The sequence below is a fragment of the Acinetobacter sp. 1124_18A genome (genome assembly GCF_052824995.1).
In genome coordinates this window covers 843,900-864,389 of sequence record NZ_VTDF01000001.1, presented here as the reverse complement: position 1 = coordinate 864,389, position 20,490 = coordinate 843,900, and the positions used below count along the sequence as shown (strand labels likewise).

The following is a 20,490-nucleotide window of genomic DNA, read 5'->3' as shown; positions in this document are numbered from 1 at the left end:
ATTAGGAACAGTAATGGCTAAAGTTTTAACAATTACTTTAAATCCTGCAATTGATGTAACGATACAACTCAATGAGTTACAGATTGGCGAAGTAAATCGCCAAGAATCTGTAGAAATACATGCAGCAGGCAAAGGATTAAATATTGCACAAGTTTTAAAAGATTTGGGGCATGAAGTTATTGTTTCTGGCTTTCTAGGAACGACGAACAAACAAATTTTTGATGACCATTTTAAAGAAGCTCAATTCCAACCTGAGTTTATTTATATTGAAGGCGAGACTCGTCAAAATATAAAAATTGCTGAACATTCTGGGCGTATGACCGATTTAAATGGAAAAGGTTTCTTAGTTTCTGAACTAGATAAAAAGAACCTCTTTCAAAAAATCGAAATGATTTTGCCACAGGTAGATGTAGTTGCAATTGCCGGGAGCCTTCCACAAGGTTTCAGTGTTGATGAATTACAGCAACTTATTAAGCTCATTCAACAGCAAGGGAAAAAAGTTGCACTTGATACAAGTGGTAAAGCATTGGTCGCTGCAATTGAGTGCCAGCCTTGGATGATTAAACCAAATACAGACGAGTTAGTAGAAAGTTATCAGCTTCCTGCCGCGACTTATGCTGAACAAAAAAAGCTTTTTGAAAACTTAGCTAAAATTGAGCATGTCGTTATTTCGATGGGCGAAGACGGTGTAAACTGGCTACACGACACTCACCCACTTCATGCCCAAGCCCCTAAAGTGATCGTTAAAAGTACCGTTGGTGCGGGTGACTCTCTTTTAGCAGGCATGATTCATGGCTTAATAAATGGCTTCTCTGATGAAGAAACATTAAAAACTGCTACTGCAATCGCAAGCCATGCTGTCACACAAATTGGCTTTCGTACTCCCAATGCCGAAACGCTAAAACAGTTAAAAGCCCAAACTATAATCAATTCATTGAGTGAATCTGATGCTAACTGCTAAACATTTATTATTTGTCATTAATAGTCCGCAACAGCAAGTCAATGCCTTGATTTTAGCTCGGAAACTTTCACAGGTTGCATCCCAACAGGATTATCCAAATAACATTATTTCGCTTGATGAATTCGATGCGAATGAAAACTTTGATCAAGTCATTGTTGTTGGACAACGCCCGAAAAATCTTAATAGTTTTGGTACACATCCATTATCTTTTATTAGCATTGAAGAGATAAAAAATGATGCTCACACAGCTTTTAAAACTGCCTTAGATCATTTTAAGCCAGCTCAAGATTGGCTAAGCGATAATAACTTGGCAGTAACTACTACTAAAAAGTTTGTAGCAATCACTGCGTGTCCTACGGGTGTTGCACATACTTTTATGGCTGCCGAGGCATTACAACAAGGTGCAGAAAAGCTTGGGTATGAAATTGAAGTAGAAACACAAGGTTCCGTTGGCGCAAAAAATATTTTATCAGCTCAAGCTATTGCTGAAGCGGACATCGTGATTCTTGCCACTGACATTGAAGTTAACACAGACCGTTTTGTAGGTAAGCGTGTTTATCGATGTGGTACTGGCTTTGCTCTAAAGCAAACAGATAAAGCCTTTGCTGAAGCAATCAGCAATGCGCAAGTTTTAGAACAAGGTAAGCAGCAAGCATCAGCCGAGAACAAAGATAAAACCGAAAGAGTTGGCGTATATAAACATCTCTTAACTGGTGTTTCTTTTATGTTGCCTATGGTGGTGGCTGGAGGTCTTTTAATTGCTCTCTCCTTATGCTTTGGTCTCAATGCTGCTGAGCAAGCCGGAAGCTTACCAGCCATATTAAAACAAATTGGCGCTGCTGCATTTATGCTTATGGTCCCGATGTTATCGGGTTATATTGCCTACTCAATTGCTGATCGCCCTGGTCTTGCACCTGGTTTAATTGGGGGCTTACTCGCCTCTCAGCTACAAGCAGGTTTTTTAGGCGGTATTGTTTCAGGTTTTCTGGCGGGTTATATCGCACTTTTCATTGCCAAAAAACTTAAACTTCCTACTAGCCTAGAAGCACTTAAACCGATTTTAATTATTCCATTATTAGGTACATTATTTGTCGGTCTAATTATGTTCTATGTGGTTGGACAACCTGTAGCACATATTTTCGAGTTAATGAAAGACTTCTTAAATAACATGGGTACAACAAATGCTGTGTTAATGGGAATTATACTAGCCAGCATGATGTGTATCGATTTAGGTGGTCCAATCAATAAGGCAGCCTACGCTTTTACTGTCGGATTGTTGACAACAAATACCTATATGCCAATAGCAGCAACAATGGCGGGCGGTATGGTTCCTGCAATTGGTATGGCTATTGCAACTTTCATAGCTAAAAATAAATTTAGTACAGGAGAGAAAGATGCTGGAAAAGCTGCTTTCGTATTAGGTTTATGTTTTATTTCCGAGGGTGCTATTCCCTTTGCAGCTAAAGACCCAATGCGTGTTATTCCAACTTGCATTTTAGGTGGGGCTGTGACTGGAGCACTTGTTGCATTATTCCATTGCGAATTAGTTACTCCTCATGGCGGTGTATTTGTTCTTTTAATTCCAAATGCAATTAACCATGCTTGGCTATATCTCGCTGCCATTGCAGCAGGTAGTATCGTTACAGGTATAAGCTATGCGATTGTTAAGAAAAAAATAGAAGAAAAAATTGTGACCACTGCATAATTAAAAAAGGGAGAATATAAATTCTCCCTTTTTTATAAATTGTATATGCTTCATCAAATAGAATTCTTCAATTACCCGGTTTACGCTACTCGCATAATTTAATCTGAATAACTCTTGCTATAAGCTGCGCTAGCACTCCCTCTTTCAACTTTACAGTTAAAGTGAACCTATCTGCGATTTAAAAGATGAGTGGGATGCAGGATGAGTAAAAACTCTTAAAAATATAATTTATAGACAAAAAAGCTAAATTTACAACGTTAACCATTCAACTATTACTCAAATTTTATACATAATAATCAATAATTTAATAAATAAATCCAAGTTATTTCACTAAATAATAGATGATTCATGTTAAATGTATGGTAAATTTCACTGACCGCAAAACAAATTAAATATATGATATTTATAAATATTTATTATTTAAATATCTTGATTTTTCATAATTATGACTTTAGAGACAAAAACTATCTCGTTCAATGCCACGGTCAAATCATCATTTTTTTTCTACGATGCGTTTGCAAGCCAATATCGTTTAATTAACGATCAAGCAAGCCTAGATGCAATCTTGTATATCTGTTTAAAGATTTTAAGGAATTAATGGTGCTGACTCATCAAGTCACATTAATTTTCAACAAACTTTTGACTATAGAAGAAGAGTATTTGTAGTTTATGCAAAGTATAGAGATGTTTATCAAGATAAGGACCGCTAAACCATGTCATTGTTAAATTTAGCTATATAAATTTTGCTCACCAAGTAAAGTCCTGATATAACTTGCTTGATGAAACTATATTTTTCAACTATTAAAGATAGTTCACCAGAAATGCGATCCACCAAGGTATGGGGAAAAGTCAATGACAAAGAAGTATGCGCGTTTTTTACCTACAACAGAATCTTTTACTCTTGAAGATTTTCCATATTATTGGATTACTCAAGTACATGCTCAGTATGTACAAAACATTGATAATGCTTTAAAAAAATATGGTTTAGATAACTCACGTCGACGCATTATGTTGGCTTTAAGTAGTAAGCCGCACGCAAGTGTTTCTGAACTTTCAGACATGATTATTTCAAAAATGTCGACGACCACCAAGATTGTTTATCGTTTAAAAGATGAAGGTTTGGTTGAAACTTATTCTTGCCAGACCGATGGTCGAATCACCCGCGTAGTACTTACAGACAAAGGTACTGAAATGATCAATAAGATTAATGATCTAACCAGCGTGGTACTCGAACAATCTTTCGAAGGTATCACCCCTTTGCAATTAGAAAAAATGATGGAAAGTTTAAAATTACTTTTAAAGAATCTTTCTCGTTAAAAATAGGATAGACATCTTATTAAGCTCTCTTAGGAGAGCTTTTCTATTTTAAGGCCTCGTCTGGGTACTGATAGAAACAATACCTCACATAAAATAAGCAATTAACTTCTCACCTGTTGACTTGAGTCCTTAACTCCAGTAGAAATTCTCTTTCAACAACTGCATAGCAAATTTTTCAAAATGGCTAAAAGAAAATACAAAAGTGACAAGTTTCAAGTGCGTCGTATTAACCGTCAATGGTGGGTACTTGAAAAAGACCTTGAATCAAGCTGCTATTTAAAACATGAACAAGTGGCAACAAAAACCTTAGCAAACAACTATGCTGATGATTATATTGAACAATACTATATGAATCTTTATATTCAACAAGAGTTGAAAAAACCTGAAACTGTATAAAAAAGCCATTTGGCTTTTTTTTATTTTTAATATTTAAAGATTATAAGGTCAAAAATTAGGAATAAAAAAAACCTACATCTTGGGGAAAATGTAGGCTATAAAATGCACAAAAAGGAAATATATATCCTTCTTGATGAAAAGAATTTTACGATAATATAAGCCTTTATTTTATATTACTTTTGTAAACTTAATGGTGGTTATTGTATTTATTCAGACTTTCAAAAACCTCCCTGTCTTTATATATCATGGTTAAATTTTGGCTTATTAAAATTTTAATCATCGCAATTTAATCCTTCTCATTTTTATAATTTATTTTCATAGCTTTTATTAAAATAGTTCTGCAAAGACAAATATAAGCTTCTGTTTTAATAAGTTTTTTACAAAAATAAGCATAAATCTTTTTTTAACTTAAGCCAGATAAAAATTAATAAATAACAAAAACATAAATTAAATATTAAGTATATAATTTATTTAAGATCTCAATTTTAGTTCAAAAAAAAGACAAGTGAAATTTATTTATTACTGTTTTGATTACTACAGAAAGATTACAATAACGACTAATAATTAGATTACCCGCCCATACAATCTTTCTAGGCATGTTATGACTTCAATGTCGAACAACACCCAAAAGCATTTTATTGTTGAGCAGATTCCACTACCAACTTGGGTTAGTGATGAAAATGGCTTGATATTATATTGCAATATAGAGTGTACAGAATATTGGCAGGATACTTTTTCTCCATTACCTCAGCAATGGTTAGATTTTATATCTCCTGTCGATTTAGACGAAGTCAAAAATAGATGGCTCGAAGCAATTCGCCTGCAAAAAAGAATAGAATTAAAATGCCGACTTTTACAAAGTGGCAATCAATATAGATGGTGCAAACTTTCCATTCAAGCCTCCAAATATCGCGGCTCTTCTCTAGCGAGTGAATGGTATGTCAGCTTTTTAGATATTGATCACGATATTCAAGAGCAACAAAACTTGCAAAAGAATATTGAAATACAAAATCAAATGTTAGACATCAGTGTAGATTGCATTAAGGTATTAAATGTAGATGGCACAGTTTCTCATATGAATAAATCAGGATGCCTCGCTTTAGGTGTTCCTGTCGATGAAACAAAATTTGGGATGAAATGGCTTGAGCTTTTGCCACCTCATATTCGTAAACGTGGACGCGTCGCTTTAAAAAAAGCCCTTCAAGGCAAAGTTGCCAGATTCGCTGGAATGAGTTCTTTACCAGATCAGGACCCCGAATATTGGGATAATATGTTGACCCCGATTCATCGGGAAAATGGTGAAATCATACAAATACTGTGTGTATCCCGTAACGTCACTCAACAGCATCTGACAGAAAATCAACTTAGAAACATGAGTGAAAGAGATGAACTGACCGGATTATGTAATCGGCGTTCATTTAAATTTCAACTTAAACGCACTCTTGCATATTCAAAAGATAGCCAAACAAGTGTGGGTTTACTATTAATTGATCTTGATCATTTTAAGCATATTAATGACACATTAGGGCATAGCGCAGGCGACCATCTTTTAAAAGTTTTATCCAAACGGTTTAGTCATTGTGTTGATGATGAAAGATGCTTTGTTGCACGACTAGGTGGAGATGAGTTTGCGGTTATTATTAATAACCTTAAATCTGAAAATGATGTGCGCGAGCTAGCAGCCATTTTACTTCAACAGTTAAATCAGCCGATTACTTATTTGGGTAATGTTCTAAATGGTGGAATGAGTATTGGTTGTTCAATCTATCCTCAAGATGCCGTAGACCAATCAGGTTTGCTTAGTTGTGCAGATATGGCATTGCATGACTTAAAAGCGCGTGGTCGCGGTGGTATTCGCATGTATGATCCATGCATGATGCAAATGACCGAAACAGTCGCTTCTCAGCTTAATTTAGCACGTCAGCTTATTCGTCATCATACCATCCAGCCCTACTATCAACCTAAAGTAGATTTAAAAACTCATCGTGTTGTAGGTTTTGAAGCTTTATTACGATGGCATACAACTTCAGCTCAAAAAGGCTATCCATCTCAAATTGCAGAAGCTTTTAAAGATTATAATTTAGCGAGTAAAATCGGTGAAACGATGCAACATCAAGTTTTACGTGATATCGCAAAATGGATAGATCTTGGCATTAAACCTCTTCCTGTTTCGCTCAATGCCGCACCTGTTGAGTTTTTAAGAGACAACTATGCTGAGCGGCTCTTGAAAAAGATCAATCAATTTCAAATTCCAACACATTATATTGAAGTAGAAGTCACCGAACATATGCTAGGCGATCGAGGTTCAGAGTATGTGATCCGTGCACTTAACAAATTAAAACAACATGGCGTACATATTGCTCTAGATGACTTTGGTACAGGCTTTTCATCGCTCACCCATATTCGTGACTATCCAATAGACAGTTTAAAAGTAGACTGTAGTTTTATACAAAAAATGCAACATGACCCATCAATATATGCGATTGTCCAAGCAATCGGATTACTCGCTCCAAATTTATCACTGGGGCTTATTGCAGAAGGAATTGAAACTCCTGAACAAGAAGAACTACTTCTTCAATTTGGATATAGTATAGGCCAAGGATTCTTGTTTGAATCTGCTATAGATGCCAATCAAGTCATTTCAATCCTTAAACAGAATCAACCTTACTTAGAAAGTCATTATCATGCTTTAAGATAAAATTTTTAATCACTTTTTCTCCTCTATTCATACTAAAAATAAACAATAACTCTTAAAAAATTGTTCATAATATAAGCATAAAGATAATAAATCGGTGTTTTGGCACCCTACATTGTCATAGGGCAATAAGGAGCAATATATGAGTTATCACCATATCTTGGTTCCAGTCGATGGTTCTCCTACTTCACTCATTGCTGTCAATCATGCAGCAACACTTGCTAAGGCCTTTGGTAGTAAAGTGACTCTAGTATATGCGCTTACTATAGATCCTTTTATTTCTGTAGAATTCATTGATAGTACAGAATTAGCTCAGGATTATTTTAATAAAGCTAGAGCATCTATTCAGGGTATTTTAGACCAAGCGAAAGAACAATTTAGCCAACATGGAATTTCTGTTGAAACAAAAATTGTTGAGGGTCAAACAATTCATACAGAAATTATTAAAGCAGCGACTGAACTCAAAGCAGACCTGTTAGTTATTGGTTCTCATGGTCGAAAAGGATTTAAAAAGTTCTTCTTAGGAAGTGTGACTCAATCTCTTTTAGGAGAAATTCATTTACCGGTATTAGTCGTAACTGAATAGTTTTTTCTTAATCTAAAAAAAACCGATCTTATGTAGATCGGTTTTTTAATTGCCTGTGTTACTGAGCTTTATATGTAAATTTAATCAGAGATCCTGGGTTTTCTAATGTGTTCGTTACAGAGCCATCATCTTTTTGGACATTTCCGGCAGTATCAGTCAACACGTATAAAACATTCCCATCTGGACTTGCAATCACGTCACGATAACGGTTGTTACTTTTAAACATCGGCACAGCATCATCATAAGTCGCACTATACGTTGTATCTAACTTAATACGGAAAATAACACCGCGTTTTAAAGATGGAACCAACAACGTATTTTCCCAACCAGCAATTGCTTTTTTGCCGCCCTTATAGACATAAGCAGATGACGGCGCAACGGTTGGCCAGCAAATGTAGGTCATATCCCCACACGTTGGGTCATTATAGTTATAGGTATCCTGCACGGTATATAAAGTTTTTAACGGCGGTACAAAGTTTTTACCAGTCCATTCAGACTCTTTCGTTACAGGTACACCTGCCGCTACTTTTACTCCGTTTTGCCCTAAATCTTTAATCTGTGCTTTATTGGTTGCTGCTGAATAATTTGCATAGGCATAGCCACTATCATCTTTGTAACCCGCTACATTTGGCCAACCATAGTTACCACCTTTAACTATGAGGTTAATTTCATCGTCAGAGTTTGGACCTTGTTCAGATTGCAACAATTTACCATTTGGAGTAAATGCTAAGCCCTGCGGATTACGATGACCGAGCGTATAGATATGGCTAACCACCCCGTTAAAACTTGGATTATCTTTTGGAATACTTCCATCAAGATTTAAGCGTAGTACTTTACCCATGTAGGTATGATAGTCTTTGCTACTCACTTCTTGTCGAGTCGGCGTATGCTGTGCCTGATTTGGCAAGAATAAATAAGCAAGCTGGTTACGCCCTTGGTCACCAATCGTATAGTAAATCTTTTGGTCTGGACCAATGACAAGACGACCTGATTGATGGTCTTTCGATGAAGGTAATCCTACTAATAAATCCACTGGCTTCTCAAGCGTATCAGTTGCTTTGTTATAGGTATATCGACGGATAATAGTTTGATTCGGTAGTTCTTTATCTGTAGATTTCGGATTTTTAAATGTACCTGAAATATAGATATAAGGATTATTTTTAAAATCAGGATGGAAAGCAAAACCTAACAAACCATTTTGTCCATCAGCATCATTTACAATCTCAGGCACCTGAAAAACTGTTTTTACACTGCCCGACTCTGGATTCACTCGTAGAATCTTACCTGTTGCGCGCTCTGTTAACCAAATTTGATTATCAGGTCCCCACAACAAAGCATGTGGTTTATTTAAATTAGATAGAATAACTTTCTTGTCAAAATTTTCTGATTTCGCTTTAGCAAATTGAGATGGAGTGAGAGGAACATCAGCAAATGCCGAGAGTGTAACTAGCTGAGCAGCGCCTAATAAAGCAATTTTAGCCAATAAATGTTTATTCATGTGTCCACCTTATAAATTGTCAAAATTTTCCGAGAATTTGTAAACCTCTAATAAAGGGTTTGTACGAGTTCTCTATATGATTTGTATTATGATGAATAACGAATCTATTAAAATCTAAATTTCTGAAAGGCTCTGTTGCATAAAAGTAGCTATCCAAAATGGATGAACACTCGCATAAACTCATCTTTAAGATGAATAACTTAAACGTAAGATTGATCTATTTTTTATACTTTATCTATTAATTTATATCTTAATATTTTTTGAAATGTGCATTATTAAAAATAAACACTTATTAACGAAGTAATTGATAGTTAAAAATTAATACTCAAAGAGACAATTCTAATTATAAAAATATACATCACTAAAGACTAAAAGTTAGAAGCTGTAATTGAGAGCTATTTTTACAATGAAGGTGTCTTATGTGTGCAAACTTTAAACCTCTTAAGAAATCACATGCCAATCAATTAAACTTATTTGAACCCACTTTTGAATATAAGATGGATATTTTTCCAAGTGATGATTGCCCACTCATTTTATCGAATGAAAATGAGCTTGAGTGGAGAAAAGCTAAATTTGGAATGATTCCCCCTTATGCCAAAGAAATTGCATTCAAATATGCAACTTATAATGCCAGAACAGAAACAGTACAACAAAAGCGCTCTTTTAAACATGCTTGGTTAAATGACCAATTTGCGCTTATTCCTGTTGAAGCCATTTATGAACCTAAATATATCAATGGAAAAGCACATTGGTATGGTATTTTCCGGCAAGATGGGCAACCTTTTACGCTGGCTGCGATCTTTGAGGAAACGCTTATTAATGAGCAAAAAGTTAGGTCAATATCGCTATTAACAATCAATGCTGATCATCACCCTTTTATGAAACAATTTCATAAACCGGATGATGGAAAACGCTCAGTTATTGTAATACCAGACGATCTTAGAAATGATTGGCTCAACTGCAAGCATTCTGAGGCAAAAGATTTTTTCTTAGACATGCCTTCGAATGAATTTACCTCAATGCCAAAAGCTGAAATGAAAAATTATGATTAAATCGGTTTAGTCGAGTTAGGTTAGTCAGCCTTAAAAACTTATGCTATTCTTCGGGCACTTTTAAATGCCTCAAACTCTCTATACCTATGACACTTACGCCACCTTAAGTTTATTTACCCTTATCCATTGTAAATAACTCATCACTGTTTAGTGATGTGGTGTACGCTTGTGCTGGTATATCACATCACTAGCCTTTCAAAATTTAGAACTTAGGCTATTTCTCATGTTATCGAATGTCCGAGAACAATGGTTCTCTAATGTCCGTGCAGATATTCTTTCAGGTCTTGTTGTTGGTCTTGCTTTAATTCCCGAAGCAATTGCATTTTCAATTATTGCGGGTGTAGATCCAAAAATTGGTTTATATGCATCTTTTTGTATTGCCGTTATTATTTCATTTGTTGATGGTCGTCCCGCTATGATTTCGGCAGCTACAGGTGCAATGGCCCTAGTCATGACGACACTTGTAAAAGACCATGGGCTTCAATACCTATTTGCAGCAACTGTTTTAACCGGTGTCATACAAATTTTGGCAGGATATTTCAAACTCGCTAAACTCATGCGTTTTGTTTCTAAATCGGTGGTTATTGGATTCGTTAATGCCCTTGCCATACTCATCTTTATGGCTCAGTTACCAGAATTGGTAAACGTAACGTGGCATGTCTACTTATTAGTAGCAGTTGGTTTAGGAATTATTTACCTTTTCCCCCATATACCAAAAATTGGAAAGTTCTTCCCTTCCCCACTTATTTGTATTGTAGTGGTCACATTACTCGCTATTTTTTTAGGTTTTGACGTTCGAACAGTGGGTGATATGGGATCATTACCAGACACTTTACCGATATTTCTAATTCCGAATATTCCTTTTAATTTAGAAACTCTTCTTATTATTCTTCCATATTCTTTAGCCCTTGCCGCGGTTGGCTTACTTGAATCGATGATGACTGCAACAATCGTTGATGAAATGACAGATACACCTAGTGACAAATTTCAAGAATGTAAAGGTCAAGGTATAGCGAATATTGCCTCAGGTTTTATGGGTGGAATGGCGGGTTGTGCCATGATTGGCCAATCAATGATTAATGTAAAATCGGGTGGTCGTACACGCTTATCTACTTTCTGCGCAGGCATATTCTTACTTATTCTAGTTGTATTTTTAAGTGATTGGTTAAAAGTAATTCCTATGGCAGCTCTGGTTGCTGTCATGATTATGGTATCGATCAGTACTTTTGAATGGAAGTCACTTTTCCACTTTAAAGCCAATCCTAAAAGTAGTAATGTCGTTATGACTTCCACCGTTATTGTAGTGGTTGCCACCCATAATTTAGCGCTAGGTGTATTAACTGGTGTATTACTTTCAGCACTTTTCTTAGCAAATAAACTTGAAAATGATATTCACGTAAGCACTTCATTTGAAGGTAATACACGTTTATATGATTTAAGAGGCCAAATATTTTTTAGTTCATCTGAAAAATTTATGCAAAGTTTTAACTTTAAAGAAGATGTTAATGAAGTCATTATTGATCTTACCCATTCTCATATTTGGGATGTCACGTCAGTTGCCATGCTAGATTCAGTAATAAATAAATTTCAAAAGAACGGTATTGGGGTAACGGTTCGCGGTTTAAATGAAGCCAGCTCAATCATGATTGATAAATATGGTACTCATGCAAAAATTTAAGAAAGGTCCTTCCGGACCTTTTCCTAATTTAAAGAATTACTTTTTATTGAGAAGATTTATATAGCAATCGATTTGGGCTACCCGATGGGTCTTTCACCACATTAGTACTTGCTTGATTTAAAAGATTAGTAGAGATTGTCTGAGGTGTTGCAGTAGGCGTACTTTGCAACATTTCAGCTACGACACCTGCAACATGTGGAGTAGCCATCGACGTTCCATTTAAAACTTTAGTTGCTGTATTACTTCCAATCCATGAAGAATTAATCTGGCTTCCCGGGGCAAAAATATCAACGCAGCTTCCATAATTAGAATAACTAGCTCGTGTATCAGTGTTATCTGTAGCAGCTACAGTAATTGCTTTACTCACTCTTGCTGGAGAAGAACTACATGCATCTGCATTAGAATTTCCTGCAGCGACAACCATCACATAACCGTTATTAAATAAGTTTTCTACCGCGCTATCTAAAGATGTGCTCGCATCGCCGCCTAAAGACATATTCACCACAGCTGGCTTTTTACCATTTTTTGATATCCAATCTAACCCAGCAATCACGTTACTCGAAGCACCAGATCCATCACATCCTAAAATTCGTATTGGTACCAAATTTACATTTTTAGCCACACCATAAGTACTACCACCAACTGTTCCTGCTACATGAGTACCATGTCCATTACAATCCGTTGTACCATTTCCATCAGAGATCGCGGTATAGCCACTTAATACCCGTCCAGAGATCTGTTGATGGCTAGATAATATGCCTGTATCGACAATATAAGCTGTTGTTCCCGAGCCTGTTTGCAAATACGAATAAGCTGAATTTAAAGGTAAGGTTTTCTGATCAATACGATCTAAGCCCCAATCCGGATTGCTTTGTGTAGTTGCATCAATTTTCATGACTGTGTCATTTTCTATTGAAAGAACTTTGGGATTTTTTTTCATAGCTTCAACAAAAGCCGTATTTGCAACATCGGGTAAATAAATTGCAAATCCATTAAGTACGGTATTATAAGTCTGTAATACCTTTCCCCCATGTTGATTAGCAACATTCTTAGCAAAATCCGTAGCTGGACCAGCATCTTTATTGAGAATAACAATATATTGGTTTTTAATAATTCCCTTAGCTTGAGAAGAATCTAGTAAAGAATTTGTTGTATTTGGTACTGCTGCGTAGGTTAGATTAGCGGTGGCTATTGTTAAGAAAACAGCTGATACTTGGCAAAATTTCATGAAAATCTCCATTTATATTATTCATACATCGTTGTTATGATCTGTGCTATCGTTATATTTAAGAATGCAACATGTTGGAAAAATCTTCTTAAACTCTTCCTTCGTGAAAACTAAAACATATTTTCATAAAACTTGGGTCTATACAATACTCTTATCTTTTTCTATTAAAAGTGAGAACTAATTCAAATAAATTAAAAATCGAAGATTTCAGAATAGAAGATTATTTTACTCTATTAACAGTTTAGATTAGCTGGGATGTATAATGTAAAAATATATAATCATTAAAACAATATAAATGTAGAAATAATGAGATACGTTCCAATAGTGTTAAAACTTCTTAAAAATTCCAGATATCCATAAATAAAATATAAAACAGTGAGTTATATAATTTTTTGCAAATTTCAATACTAGCCTCAACCAAAATAAATTTACATTTTTTTAACTATACATATTCAGCATAGAATATGTAAATATATATTACCAAAGTCTCTATTACTTACCGATTATATAAATTTTTAAATGATCTTAAATATATAAGACAAGTAGTAAAATTAATAAAACCTATAGTTTTTTAATTTTAGTTCTGGCAACTCAACCCTACATCCTGCTAAATGATGTCTACAATTAACACTATATTCAATAAAGCCACTCTTAATAAAGTAATTACAATGCCCATACATAATTATGAGTTGATCAAAAGTTGGGTTTTCCAAATTATTATTAAAATTCCATTGGTTACCATTAGAAAAAGGATAATGTACAGGAATATAGTGAAGATAACCGCAACCTGGACACATATGTTTATACATGCCGCCTTCAAAATATTGTACTTTCATAAAGGCTCCTTTATAAATAAAAAAACCAACTCATGAGAGCCGACTAAATCAATTACTTTCAAATGCTATATATATTATTTAATTATTTTTTATAGCTTTTTATTTTCTTATAATTTACCAAGCCTATATGACAAATTCATGAATGATAAGTCAGCTTATATTTTAATTAATCTGCTTATTAAATGATAATTCGAGTTAAATCATGAAAAAAATCCTAGTTTATTTCTTATTTATGACAGGTCTATCTTATTCATTCATATTAATCTTTGGATAGATATTATAGCTATATCACCCTTTATCTTATTGTTTTTAAAAGTCAAATAAAAAAGTCCGCATCTTGGGAAGCTACGGACTTAAAAACTCAACTAAACAACAGCTAAACAATTTATTGTCTAGTGAGAAAGCACTATCTTTTTAATCTAATTAAGTTCCACTGTTAGGTCAACAACAATAAATAATTTCTATAAAAAAACAGGTTAAGATGTGATTCACCTCACACTTTATCTTTCTATAAAATTAATTACTCATACAATCACATTATATATATTGTAATTCGACTGCTTAAACTAATATCGACTTAAAATAGTGTTCTAAAATAGAGTAATGATTAATTTTAGGAATAAGCTTAAAAGAAACAAAATCCTGATCTTGCTCTTTTTTAATATCAAAATAATTTTGGCTTTGCCATTTCAACTCTTCGAGCTCAAGTTCACCACAGAAAATTGAACATGGAATAGTGACTCGATTTAACTGATGAATAGGACTATATTTTAAGATATCTTCGCTTGAAAGATTGAGAACATGGTTTAAAGGAAATAAATCTAAGGTTGACCTTGGGTACGTACCATATTGAATGTCTGCAATATGGATAACTTCTTGGTAGCTAAGTAAACTTGTTCGTTGAAATTCTGCCTATATCTCATGTTCATTGACTATAGCTCTAGCAATGATCACAACTTCTTTTTAAGTCAGATCAAAAATTTTGATGAAGTCATTAATGCATATATTATTACTGGCGAATCTAATTATGTTTTACACGTGGCGACCAAAGATCTGAGTTCTTTTTCTCATTTCGTCATTAACACCTTAAATAAAATAAAAGGTGTAGTCAGCATCAATTCCAAGATCATTTTACAGAAGATTGTGCAAAAGCCACTTTGATACCTCATTTTTAATTAAAGAGTCATCTCATGATCGAAACAAAGCGTTTAATTTTAAGACAATGGAAAGAAAGTGATTTTGAGCCTTTTATAACAATGGGCTTAGATCAAGACGTTATGCAATTTTTCCCAAATCTTTTAATACCTAAAGAAAGCCTTAATTTAATCCAGAAAATTTCATCTCTTATTCACGAAAAAGGTTGGGGCTTTTGGGCAGTAGAATTAAAAGAAACCCATCAATTTATCGGGTTTATTGGTTTACACAGCCAACCTGAACAATTTGATTTTTCTCCATGTGTGGAAATTGGGTGGCGTCTTGCAAAAGAATTCTGGAAACAGGGTTATGCAACAGAAGGAGCAAAAGCAGTTTTAGATTATGGTTTTAATATACTGAATTTAGATAAGATCGTTTCATTTACCGCTACAATTAATACCCCCTCTCAAGCTGTCATGGAGCGGATAGGAATGCAAAAAGTTAAAAACTTTGATCATCCTAAAGTTCCTCTTCATCACCAATTAAGAGCACATGTACTATATGAAATCACGAATGCTTACTCATCAAAATCATAGCCGACGGAGGTCGAACATTCCCAATATTCATGAAGTTTATCCGCTATTTCCTCTTTCTCCATAGTAGTAAGCACATAAAAAAGTTTAGCCTCTTTATTTTTTCTTAGAATTAATAAGTTGTAATAATCATACTCAGGTCCATTCAGCCCTAAGGTAAGTTGTGACTCGCAATGTTTTTCTGCTTTGTAGTGCCATTCAAGTTTATAAGTATCAAGGCCATCGGCAGCATTGATTACAATACCGTCATTGGTTCCACCAATAAATCCAATTTTCATTGCTTTCTCTAAGTTCTTATAGGAATAATTTTAAATATAACTTTAAATAAGTATCCTTCAATTTATAAAATGTTTGTCAATACGTATCCTATGTAAGCAAACTTAACTATAAGGGCTAAAAACCTTAAATAAATTTGAAATATTTTTAATTTAAAAGAGGAATTTTCTACTAAAACTGCTTCATTATTATTTTTTGTTTTACAAAATTCCACGTTATAATTTCAAACCATTTACCTTCTCAATCCATTATATTAATTTATACAAATTTTAGAAAAATTAATGGATGAAGCTTTAAATTAGTTTGAGTGTTTAATTTATGATTTTAAAAGGATATATGGTAGATGTGTCTTAAAAATTTTACTTTGAATGATTTTGGAGATATTTAAAAAATATGTCTAAAATCATAATGTTTGATATGGATGGTACACTCTTAGATCTCGCTTTTGATGATTTCATTTGGAATGAATGTCTTCCTGAACGACATGCAAAAACGTATCAACTTCCCCCCTCCGAGAGCAAAGAAAAGCTATATCAATTTTATCAATCACATCGCCATACACTTGTTTGGTATTCATCAATCTATTGGACTAAAACTGTAGGTGTTGATGTACTCAAATTACAACAAGAATTTCAATCTAAGATCCAAGTTCGTTCTGACTGCATTGAGCTTTTGCAACAACTTAAGGAACAGGGATATACGTGTTGGCTAGTGACTAATGCTGACCGCGCTAGCTTACGTTTAAAACTCGATAATATTGCAATTGAACATTTCTTCGATGTCATCATATCAAGTGAACAAGTAGGTTATGCCAAAGAAGATATTAATTTTTGGCAAGAGCTTCAACGATTACACCCCTTCAATCCAGATGAAACGATTTTTATTGACGATACGGCTCCTGTATTAAAAACAGCAGAGAAATTTGGTATCCAACACTTGTTTACTATCTTACAGCCCTCAAGTCTAAAAGATATAAAACAGCATCAAGATTTAAAGTTTAAAGCACTAGATCGGCTTACAGACTTGCTGTCTATATTGAATCAAATTGATAGAAAGGATAATGATGTCAAAATTGCATGAAAACGATGCTGTAGAGACCATACGTGTCGACAAATGGTTATGGGTTGCTCGTTTTTTTAAAACTCGTTCAATTGCTAAAGCAGCTATTGAAGGAGGTAAAGTACATCACAATAATGAGCGTGTAAAAGTTTCCAAGGAAATTCGAGTTGGAATGGAACTTATTATTCAGCAAGGTTTTGATAAAAAAACTGTTGTGATAAAAGCTCTTTCGAACACACGTGGTCCAGCTCCGGTCGCACAGCAACTTTATGAAGAAACCGAAGTAAGCATTGCTAGACGGGAGTTGATTGCATCCCAACGAAAATTGCATAATCTAGCTCGACCTGACCATAGACCGGGTAAAAAAGATCGTCGACAGATTATTCGGTTTAAACAGGAGAACGATCAGAATTGGTCATACGGTGATGAATAAAAACGTCGAGTTGTGTCGCACACACACATACAACACATAGAAGCTATAGAAAAAATCTGTCACTATTACCCCAGTGAAACAAGTTGAGATTCAATGCATCCACTTGGGTTAAACGTGATGAACATAGAGTATTGAGGTTTTTGAGATGGATGAGAATAAAAGCAAAGCATTACAAGCCGCGCTAAGTCAAATTGAGAAACAATTTGGCAAAAATACGGTGATGCGTCTCGGTGACAACACTGTTCAAGCTGTTGAAGCTGTGTCTACAGGCTCTTTGACTTTAGATATTGCATTGGGGATTGGTGGTTTACCAAAAGGTCGTATTGTCGAGATTTATGGTCCAGAATCTTCTGGTAAAACCACAATGACTCTACAAGCGATTGCACAATGTCAAAAAACTGGCGGTACTTGTGCATTTATCGATGCAGAGCATGCATTAGATCCACAATATGCACGTAAGCTTGGTGTAGACATTGATAACCTGCTTGTATCACAGCCTGATAACGGTGAACAAGCACTCGAAATTGCAGATATGTTGGTTCGCTCTGGCGCAATTGATATGATTGTTGTCGATTCAGTCGCCGCACTTACCCCTAAAGCAGAAATTGAAGGCGAGATGGGTGATTCTCATATGGGCTTGCAAGCTCGTCTAATGAGTCAGGCACTTCGTAAAATTACTGGTAATGCTAAGCGCTCAAACTGTATGGTTATTTTCATTAACCAGATCCGTATGAAGATTGGTGTAATGTTTGGTAGCCCGGAGACCACAACTGGTGGTAACGCATTGAAGTTCTACGCTTCTGTACGTTTAGATATCCGCCGTATTGGCCAAGTAAAAGAAGGCGATGAAATCGTCGGCTCTGAAACTCGTGTTAAAGTTGTTAAAAACAAAATGGCTCCCCCTTTCAGAGAGGCTCTTTTCCAAATCCTATATGGTAAAGGCACAAACCAGCTAGGCGAACTTGTAGATTTAGCTGTACAGCAAGATATCGTACAAAAAGCCGGTGCTTGGTACTCATATCAAGGTAGTAAAATTGGTCAAGGTAAGAACAATGTTATTCGTCACTTTGAAGAGAACCCTCAAATGGCTGGAGAGATTGAACGTAATATCCGTGAACAACTGTTAACAACTGGCACTACTACTGATCAAGTTGAAGCTGAAGAAGAAGCTGATCTTTTATTAGAATCTTAATTATTCATGCGCTTTAAAACGCCCTTCGGGGCGTTTTTTTACAAGGGAAGCCTAATACTATGTTCAAAAGAACTGAAGAACAGTCTCAACAACGAGCTTTGCTCACAGGTCAGCGTTTACGATCTTATGCTTTTGCTTTATTGACCCGTCGAGATTATTCCAAAGCAGAGCTTATTGAAAAATTAACTCGTTATGCGCAAAATCCTGAAGAGGTCCAGCAACTTGTTGAGGAATTATCTGAAAAGAATTATCAAAGTGATCAACGTGTTGCTGAACAAATGCTTGCCAGCCAAATTCGCAAAGGCAAAGGGCCGAAACGTATTAAACAAGCTTTAAAAACAAAACAGATCGAAAATGATTTAATCGCAGAGGATATTCACAATATTGACTGGATAGAACAAGCGTATCAATTGAAAGTGAAAAAATTTGGTGAAGAAGTAGAAAAAGATCCAAAACTTAAAGCAAAACAGATTAGGTTTTTACAATACAGAGGATTTGACTTAGATGTAATTATAAAAGCAGTCCAAAGGAGAATGGACTAAGAGCAATGGTGGCAGCCCCACTAGCAAAACTTCGGCACATCATAGATCTGCTACCGTTGCTACCTTCCGGTCCTGGCGGGGTTCACAGAGTACAATTGCGAAGCCACCAGCGGGGCTACCATTGCAAAACAGAGTATAGAGATTTTTAAAATAGTTGCAAGCCTTCTTCACCATTTTAAGCAAGTTTATGTTTCAATTGATTAATTCATCAGCAAAAACCCATAAATTTCTATACATCTCATTCTTATATTCTTTCTTGTAGCTTCTTTTGGATAAAATATGCTTGAAGATTGTAAACTATTCTTGCATTTATATTGTTTGCTGTTTTAATTGCATGGACCAATTAAAATCTTAGATAGTTAAGTGAATAGTTTACATATTCCTTTTTTAAGTTGGCTTTTACATAAAATTATGGACCTATACTCATGCGATTGATGAAGCATTCTTTATTATTTATTGCCTTAATGAGCACTACCTCTCTCTATGCCAACATTCCAATTGAGTCTCGTGGTTTAAGCCAAAGCGGTGGTAGTACAACTAACACTTCTTCTAATAATGATTCAGTACCTAGTAATTTAAACTGGGAATTAATGCAGAAAAACCAACAATTAGAGAATGATGTACGCACCTTACGTGGGCAATTAGAAGAGCAATCTAACGATATTGAACAATTGAAAAAAGATTTATCTAATCGCTATACCGATTTAGATCAGCGCTTAGAACTACTTAATCAGAAGGTTGATCCAGAAAGTGCACCATCAGATAATCCTGCAAATAGTGATACTCCAGCTACCGCAAGCACAGAAGCCTCTACAGCAGATAACAAAGTAGTGAATGCTGCTCCAATAAGCACCTCTTCCACTACTCCACAACCACAACCAGAAGCACCTCAGCAGCCGCCCTCACAAAACCAATCAAACCCTGTAGAGCTTGAAAAGGCAGCTTACACTGTAGCTTTAGATGCCTATAAGCAAGGTGGAGCAAAAAAAGCGATTGCTCCAATGCAAAACTTTATCAAAAATCACCCAAATAGTGTTTATACGGGAAATGCTTATTTTTGGTTAGCTGAATTCAATTTAGCAACTGATCCAGTAAACTACAATGAGGCAAAAAAGAACTACAATGTGGTAGCAACTCGATATCCAAATTCGAGTAAAGCTCCTCGTGCTCTTTATCAACTCTATAGTATTGCTAAAGATGTCGATAAAAATGCAGCTTCAGCAAATCAATATAAAACTAAAATTTTAAGTCAGTATCCAAAATCTGAAGAAGCCAAATTTTTTAATAAGTAATAATTTTAAGCAAAAAA

General features: G+C 35.1%; 18 protein-coding genes, 1 other RNA gene and 2 pseudogenes. 15 read left to right on the top strand and 6 right to left on the bottom strand.

The window, feature by feature from the left end; translation table 11 throughout:
• Positions 1 to 13 precede the first annotated feature (13 nt).
• The 6 genes from pfkB to FY048_RS04195 all read left to right on the top strand — a co-directional run bounded on the left by pfkB (position 14) and on the right by FY048_RS04195 (position 7,660).
• Positions 14 to 961: a 1-phosphofructokinase gene (pfkB, locus tag FY048_RS04220; RefSeq protein ID WP_446090241.1), complete on the top strand. Its 948-nt coding sequence runs from the start codon at positions 14 to 16 to the stop codon at positions 959 to 961.
• Entirely contained in the window at positions 948 to 2,666 is a 1,719-nt protein-coding gene (locus tag FY048_RS04215) for a fructose-specific PTS transporter subunit EIIC (protein WP_446090240.1), read from the top strand. Before pfkB ends, FY048_RS04215 begins: the two co-directional genes overlap by 14 nt.
• Positions 2,667 to 3,518: 852 nt before the next feature.
• Positions 3,519 to 3,983 carry a MarR family winged helix-turn-helix transcriptional regulator gene (locus tag FY048_RS04210; RefSeq protein ID WP_004791909.1) on the top strand — a complete coding sequence of 155 codons (465 nt, stop codon included), beginning with the start codon at positions 3,519 to 3,521 and terminating at the stop codon, positions 3,981 to 3,983.
• Positions 3,984 to 4,163: 180 nt separating this feature from the next.
• A complete protein-coding gene (locus FY048_RS04205; RefSeq protein WP_336168377.1) occupies positions 4,164 to 4,379 on the top strand; it encodes a hypothetical protein in 216 nt (71 codons plus the stop codon).
• Between the two features lie 601 nt (positions 4,380 to 4,980).
• Positions 4,981 to 7,077: a sensor domain-containing protein gene (locus tag FY048_RS04200; RefSeq protein WP_446090239.1), complete on the top strand. Its 2,097-nt coding sequence runs from the start codon at positions 4,981 to 4,983 to the stop codon at positions 7,075 to 7,077.
• Between the two features lie 139 nt (positions 7,078 to 7,216).
• Positions 7,217 to 7,660 (top strand): universal stress protein, encoded by a 444-nt coding sequence (locus FY048_RS04195; protein WP_446090238.1) that lies wholly within the window; start codon positions 7,217 to 7,219, stop codon positions 7,658 to 7,660.
• Between the two features lie 58 nt (positions 7,661 to 7,718).
• On the opposite strand, the gene FY048_RS04190 is transcribed toward FY048_RS04195, so the two are convergent.
• The gene (locus FY048_RS04190) at positions 7,719 to 9,158 is read right to left on the bottom strand and encodes a glucose/sorbosone family PQQ-dependent dehydrogenase (protein ID WP_446090237.1); all 1,440 of its coding nucleotides are present in this window, start codon (positions 9,156 to 9,158) and stop codon (positions 7,719 to 7,721) included.
• A gap of 419 nt (positions 9,159 to 9,577) precedes the next feature.
• Here FY048_RS04190 and FY048_RS04185 point away from each other — a divergent pair, with 419 nt between their 5' ends.
• Both FY048_RS04185 and FY048_RS04180 read left to right on the top strand, forming a co-directional pair.
• A complete protein-coding gene (locus FY048_RS04185) occupies positions 9,578 to 10,210 on the top strand; it encodes an SOS response-associated peptidase family protein (RefSeq protein WP_446090236.1) in 633 nt (210 codons plus the stop codon).
• A gap of 223 nt (positions 10,211 to 10,433) precedes the next feature.
• On the top strand, positions 10,434 to 11,888 hold the full coding sequence (locus FY048_RS04180; RefSeq protein ID WP_446090235.1) for a SulP family inorganic anion transporter: 1,455 nt from the start codon (positions 10,434 to 10,436) through the stop codon (positions 11,886 to 11,888).
• Positions 11,889 to 11,931: 43 nt separating this feature from the next.
• Here the strand turns inward: FY048_RS04180 and FY048_RS04175 are convergent, their stop codons facing one another.
• The 3 genes and pseudogenes from FY048_RS04175 to FY048_RS04165 form a co-directional block, all read right to left on the bottom strand.
• Entirely contained in the window at positions 11,932 to 13,116 is a 1,185-nt protein-coding gene (locus tag FY048_RS04175; protein WP_446090234.1) for a S8 family peptidase, read from the bottom strand.
• 551 nt (positions 13,117 to 13,667) lie between these two features.
• Positions 13,668 to 13,952: a DUF6527 family protein gene (locus tag FY048_RS04170; RefSeq protein ID WP_446090233.1), complete on the bottom strand. Its 285-nt coding sequence runs from the start codon at positions 13,950 to 13,952 to the stop codon at positions 13,668 to 13,670.
• A gap of 561 nt (positions 13,953 to 14,513) precedes the next feature.
• A pseudogene (locus FY048_RS04165) lies at positions 14,514 to 14,765 on the bottom strand (alpha/beta hydrolase); the annotation flags it as partial.
• A 126-nt stretch (positions 14,766 to 14,891) separates the two neighbouring features.
• Between FY048_RS04165 and gigD the strand changes: the two are divergent.
• Positions 14,892 to 15,113 (top strand): annotated as a pseudogene (gigD, locus tag FY048_RS04160) (Lrp/AsnC family transcriptional regulator GigD); the annotation flags it as partial.
• Positions 15,114 to 15,142: 29 nt separating this feature from the next.
• Complete coding sequence (locus tag FY048_RS04155) at positions 15,143 to 15,682, top strand: GNAT family N-acetyltransferase (protein WP_446090232.1); 540 nt, start codon at positions 15,143 to 15,145, stop codon at positions 15,680 to 15,682.
• Here the strand turns inward: FY048_RS04155 and FY048_RS04150 are convergent.
• Positions 15,664 to 15,957: a hypothetical protein gene (locus FY048_RS04150; protein ID WP_009390215.1), complete on the bottom strand. Its 294-nt coding sequence runs from the start codon at positions 15,955 to 15,957 to the stop codon at positions 15,664 to 15,666. The genes FY048_RS04155 and FY048_RS04150 overlap by 19 nt on opposite strands.
• Positions 15,958 to 16,348: 391 nt before the next feature.
• On the opposite strand from FY048_RS04150, the gene FY048_RS04145 reads away from it, so the two are divergent.
• The 4 genes from FY048_RS04145 (at position 16,349) to FY048_RS04130 (ending at position 19,181) form a co-directional block, all read left to right on the top strand.
• Positions 16,349 to 17,035: an HAD-IA family hydrolase gene (locus tag FY048_RS04145; protein ID WP_446090231.1), complete on the top strand. Its 687-nt coding sequence runs from the start codon at positions 16,349 to 16,351 to the stop codon at positions 17,033 to 17,035.
• Positions 17,019 to 17,447: an RNA-binding S4 domain-containing protein gene (locus tag FY048_RS04140; RefSeq protein WP_446090230.1), complete on the top strand. Its 429-nt coding sequence runs from the start codon at positions 17,019 to 17,021 to the stop codon at positions 17,445 to 17,447. The genes FY048_RS04145 and FY048_RS04140 overlap by 17 nt, the downstream gene beginning before the upstream one ends.
• A 145-nt stretch (positions 17,448 to 17,592) precedes the next feature.
• The gene (gene recA, locus FY048_RS04135; protein WP_016137893.1) at positions 17,593 to 18,639 is read left to right on the top strand and encodes a recombinase RecA; all 1,047 of its coding nucleotides are present in this window, start codon (positions 17,593 to 17,595) and stop codon (positions 18,637 to 18,639) included.
• A 59-nt stretch (positions 18,640 to 18,698) separates the two neighbouring features.
• On the top strand, positions 18,699 to 19,181 hold the full coding sequence (locus FY048_RS04130) for a regulatory protein RecX (RefSeq protein WP_446090229.1): 483 nt from the start codon (positions 18,699 to 18,701) through the stop codon (positions 19,179 to 19,181).
• 15 nt (positions 19,182 to 19,196) lie between these two features.
• Here the strand turns inward: FY048_RS04130 and ffs are convergent.
• Positions 19,197 to 19,293, bottom strand: an RNA gene (gene ffs / locus FY048_RS04125) — signal recognition particle sRNA small type.
• Positions 19,294 to 19,606: 313 nt separating this feature from the next.
• On the opposite strand from ffs, the gene FY048_RS04120 reads away from it, so the two are divergent.
• On the top strand, positions 19,607 to 20,473 hold the full coding sequence (locus tag FY048_RS04120) for a YbgF trimerization domain-containing protein (RefSeq protein ID WP_446090228.1): 867 nt from the start codon (positions 19,607 to 19,609) through the stop codon (positions 20,471 to 20,473).
• The last annotated feature ends 17 nt before the right edge of the window (positions 20,474 to 20,490 follow it).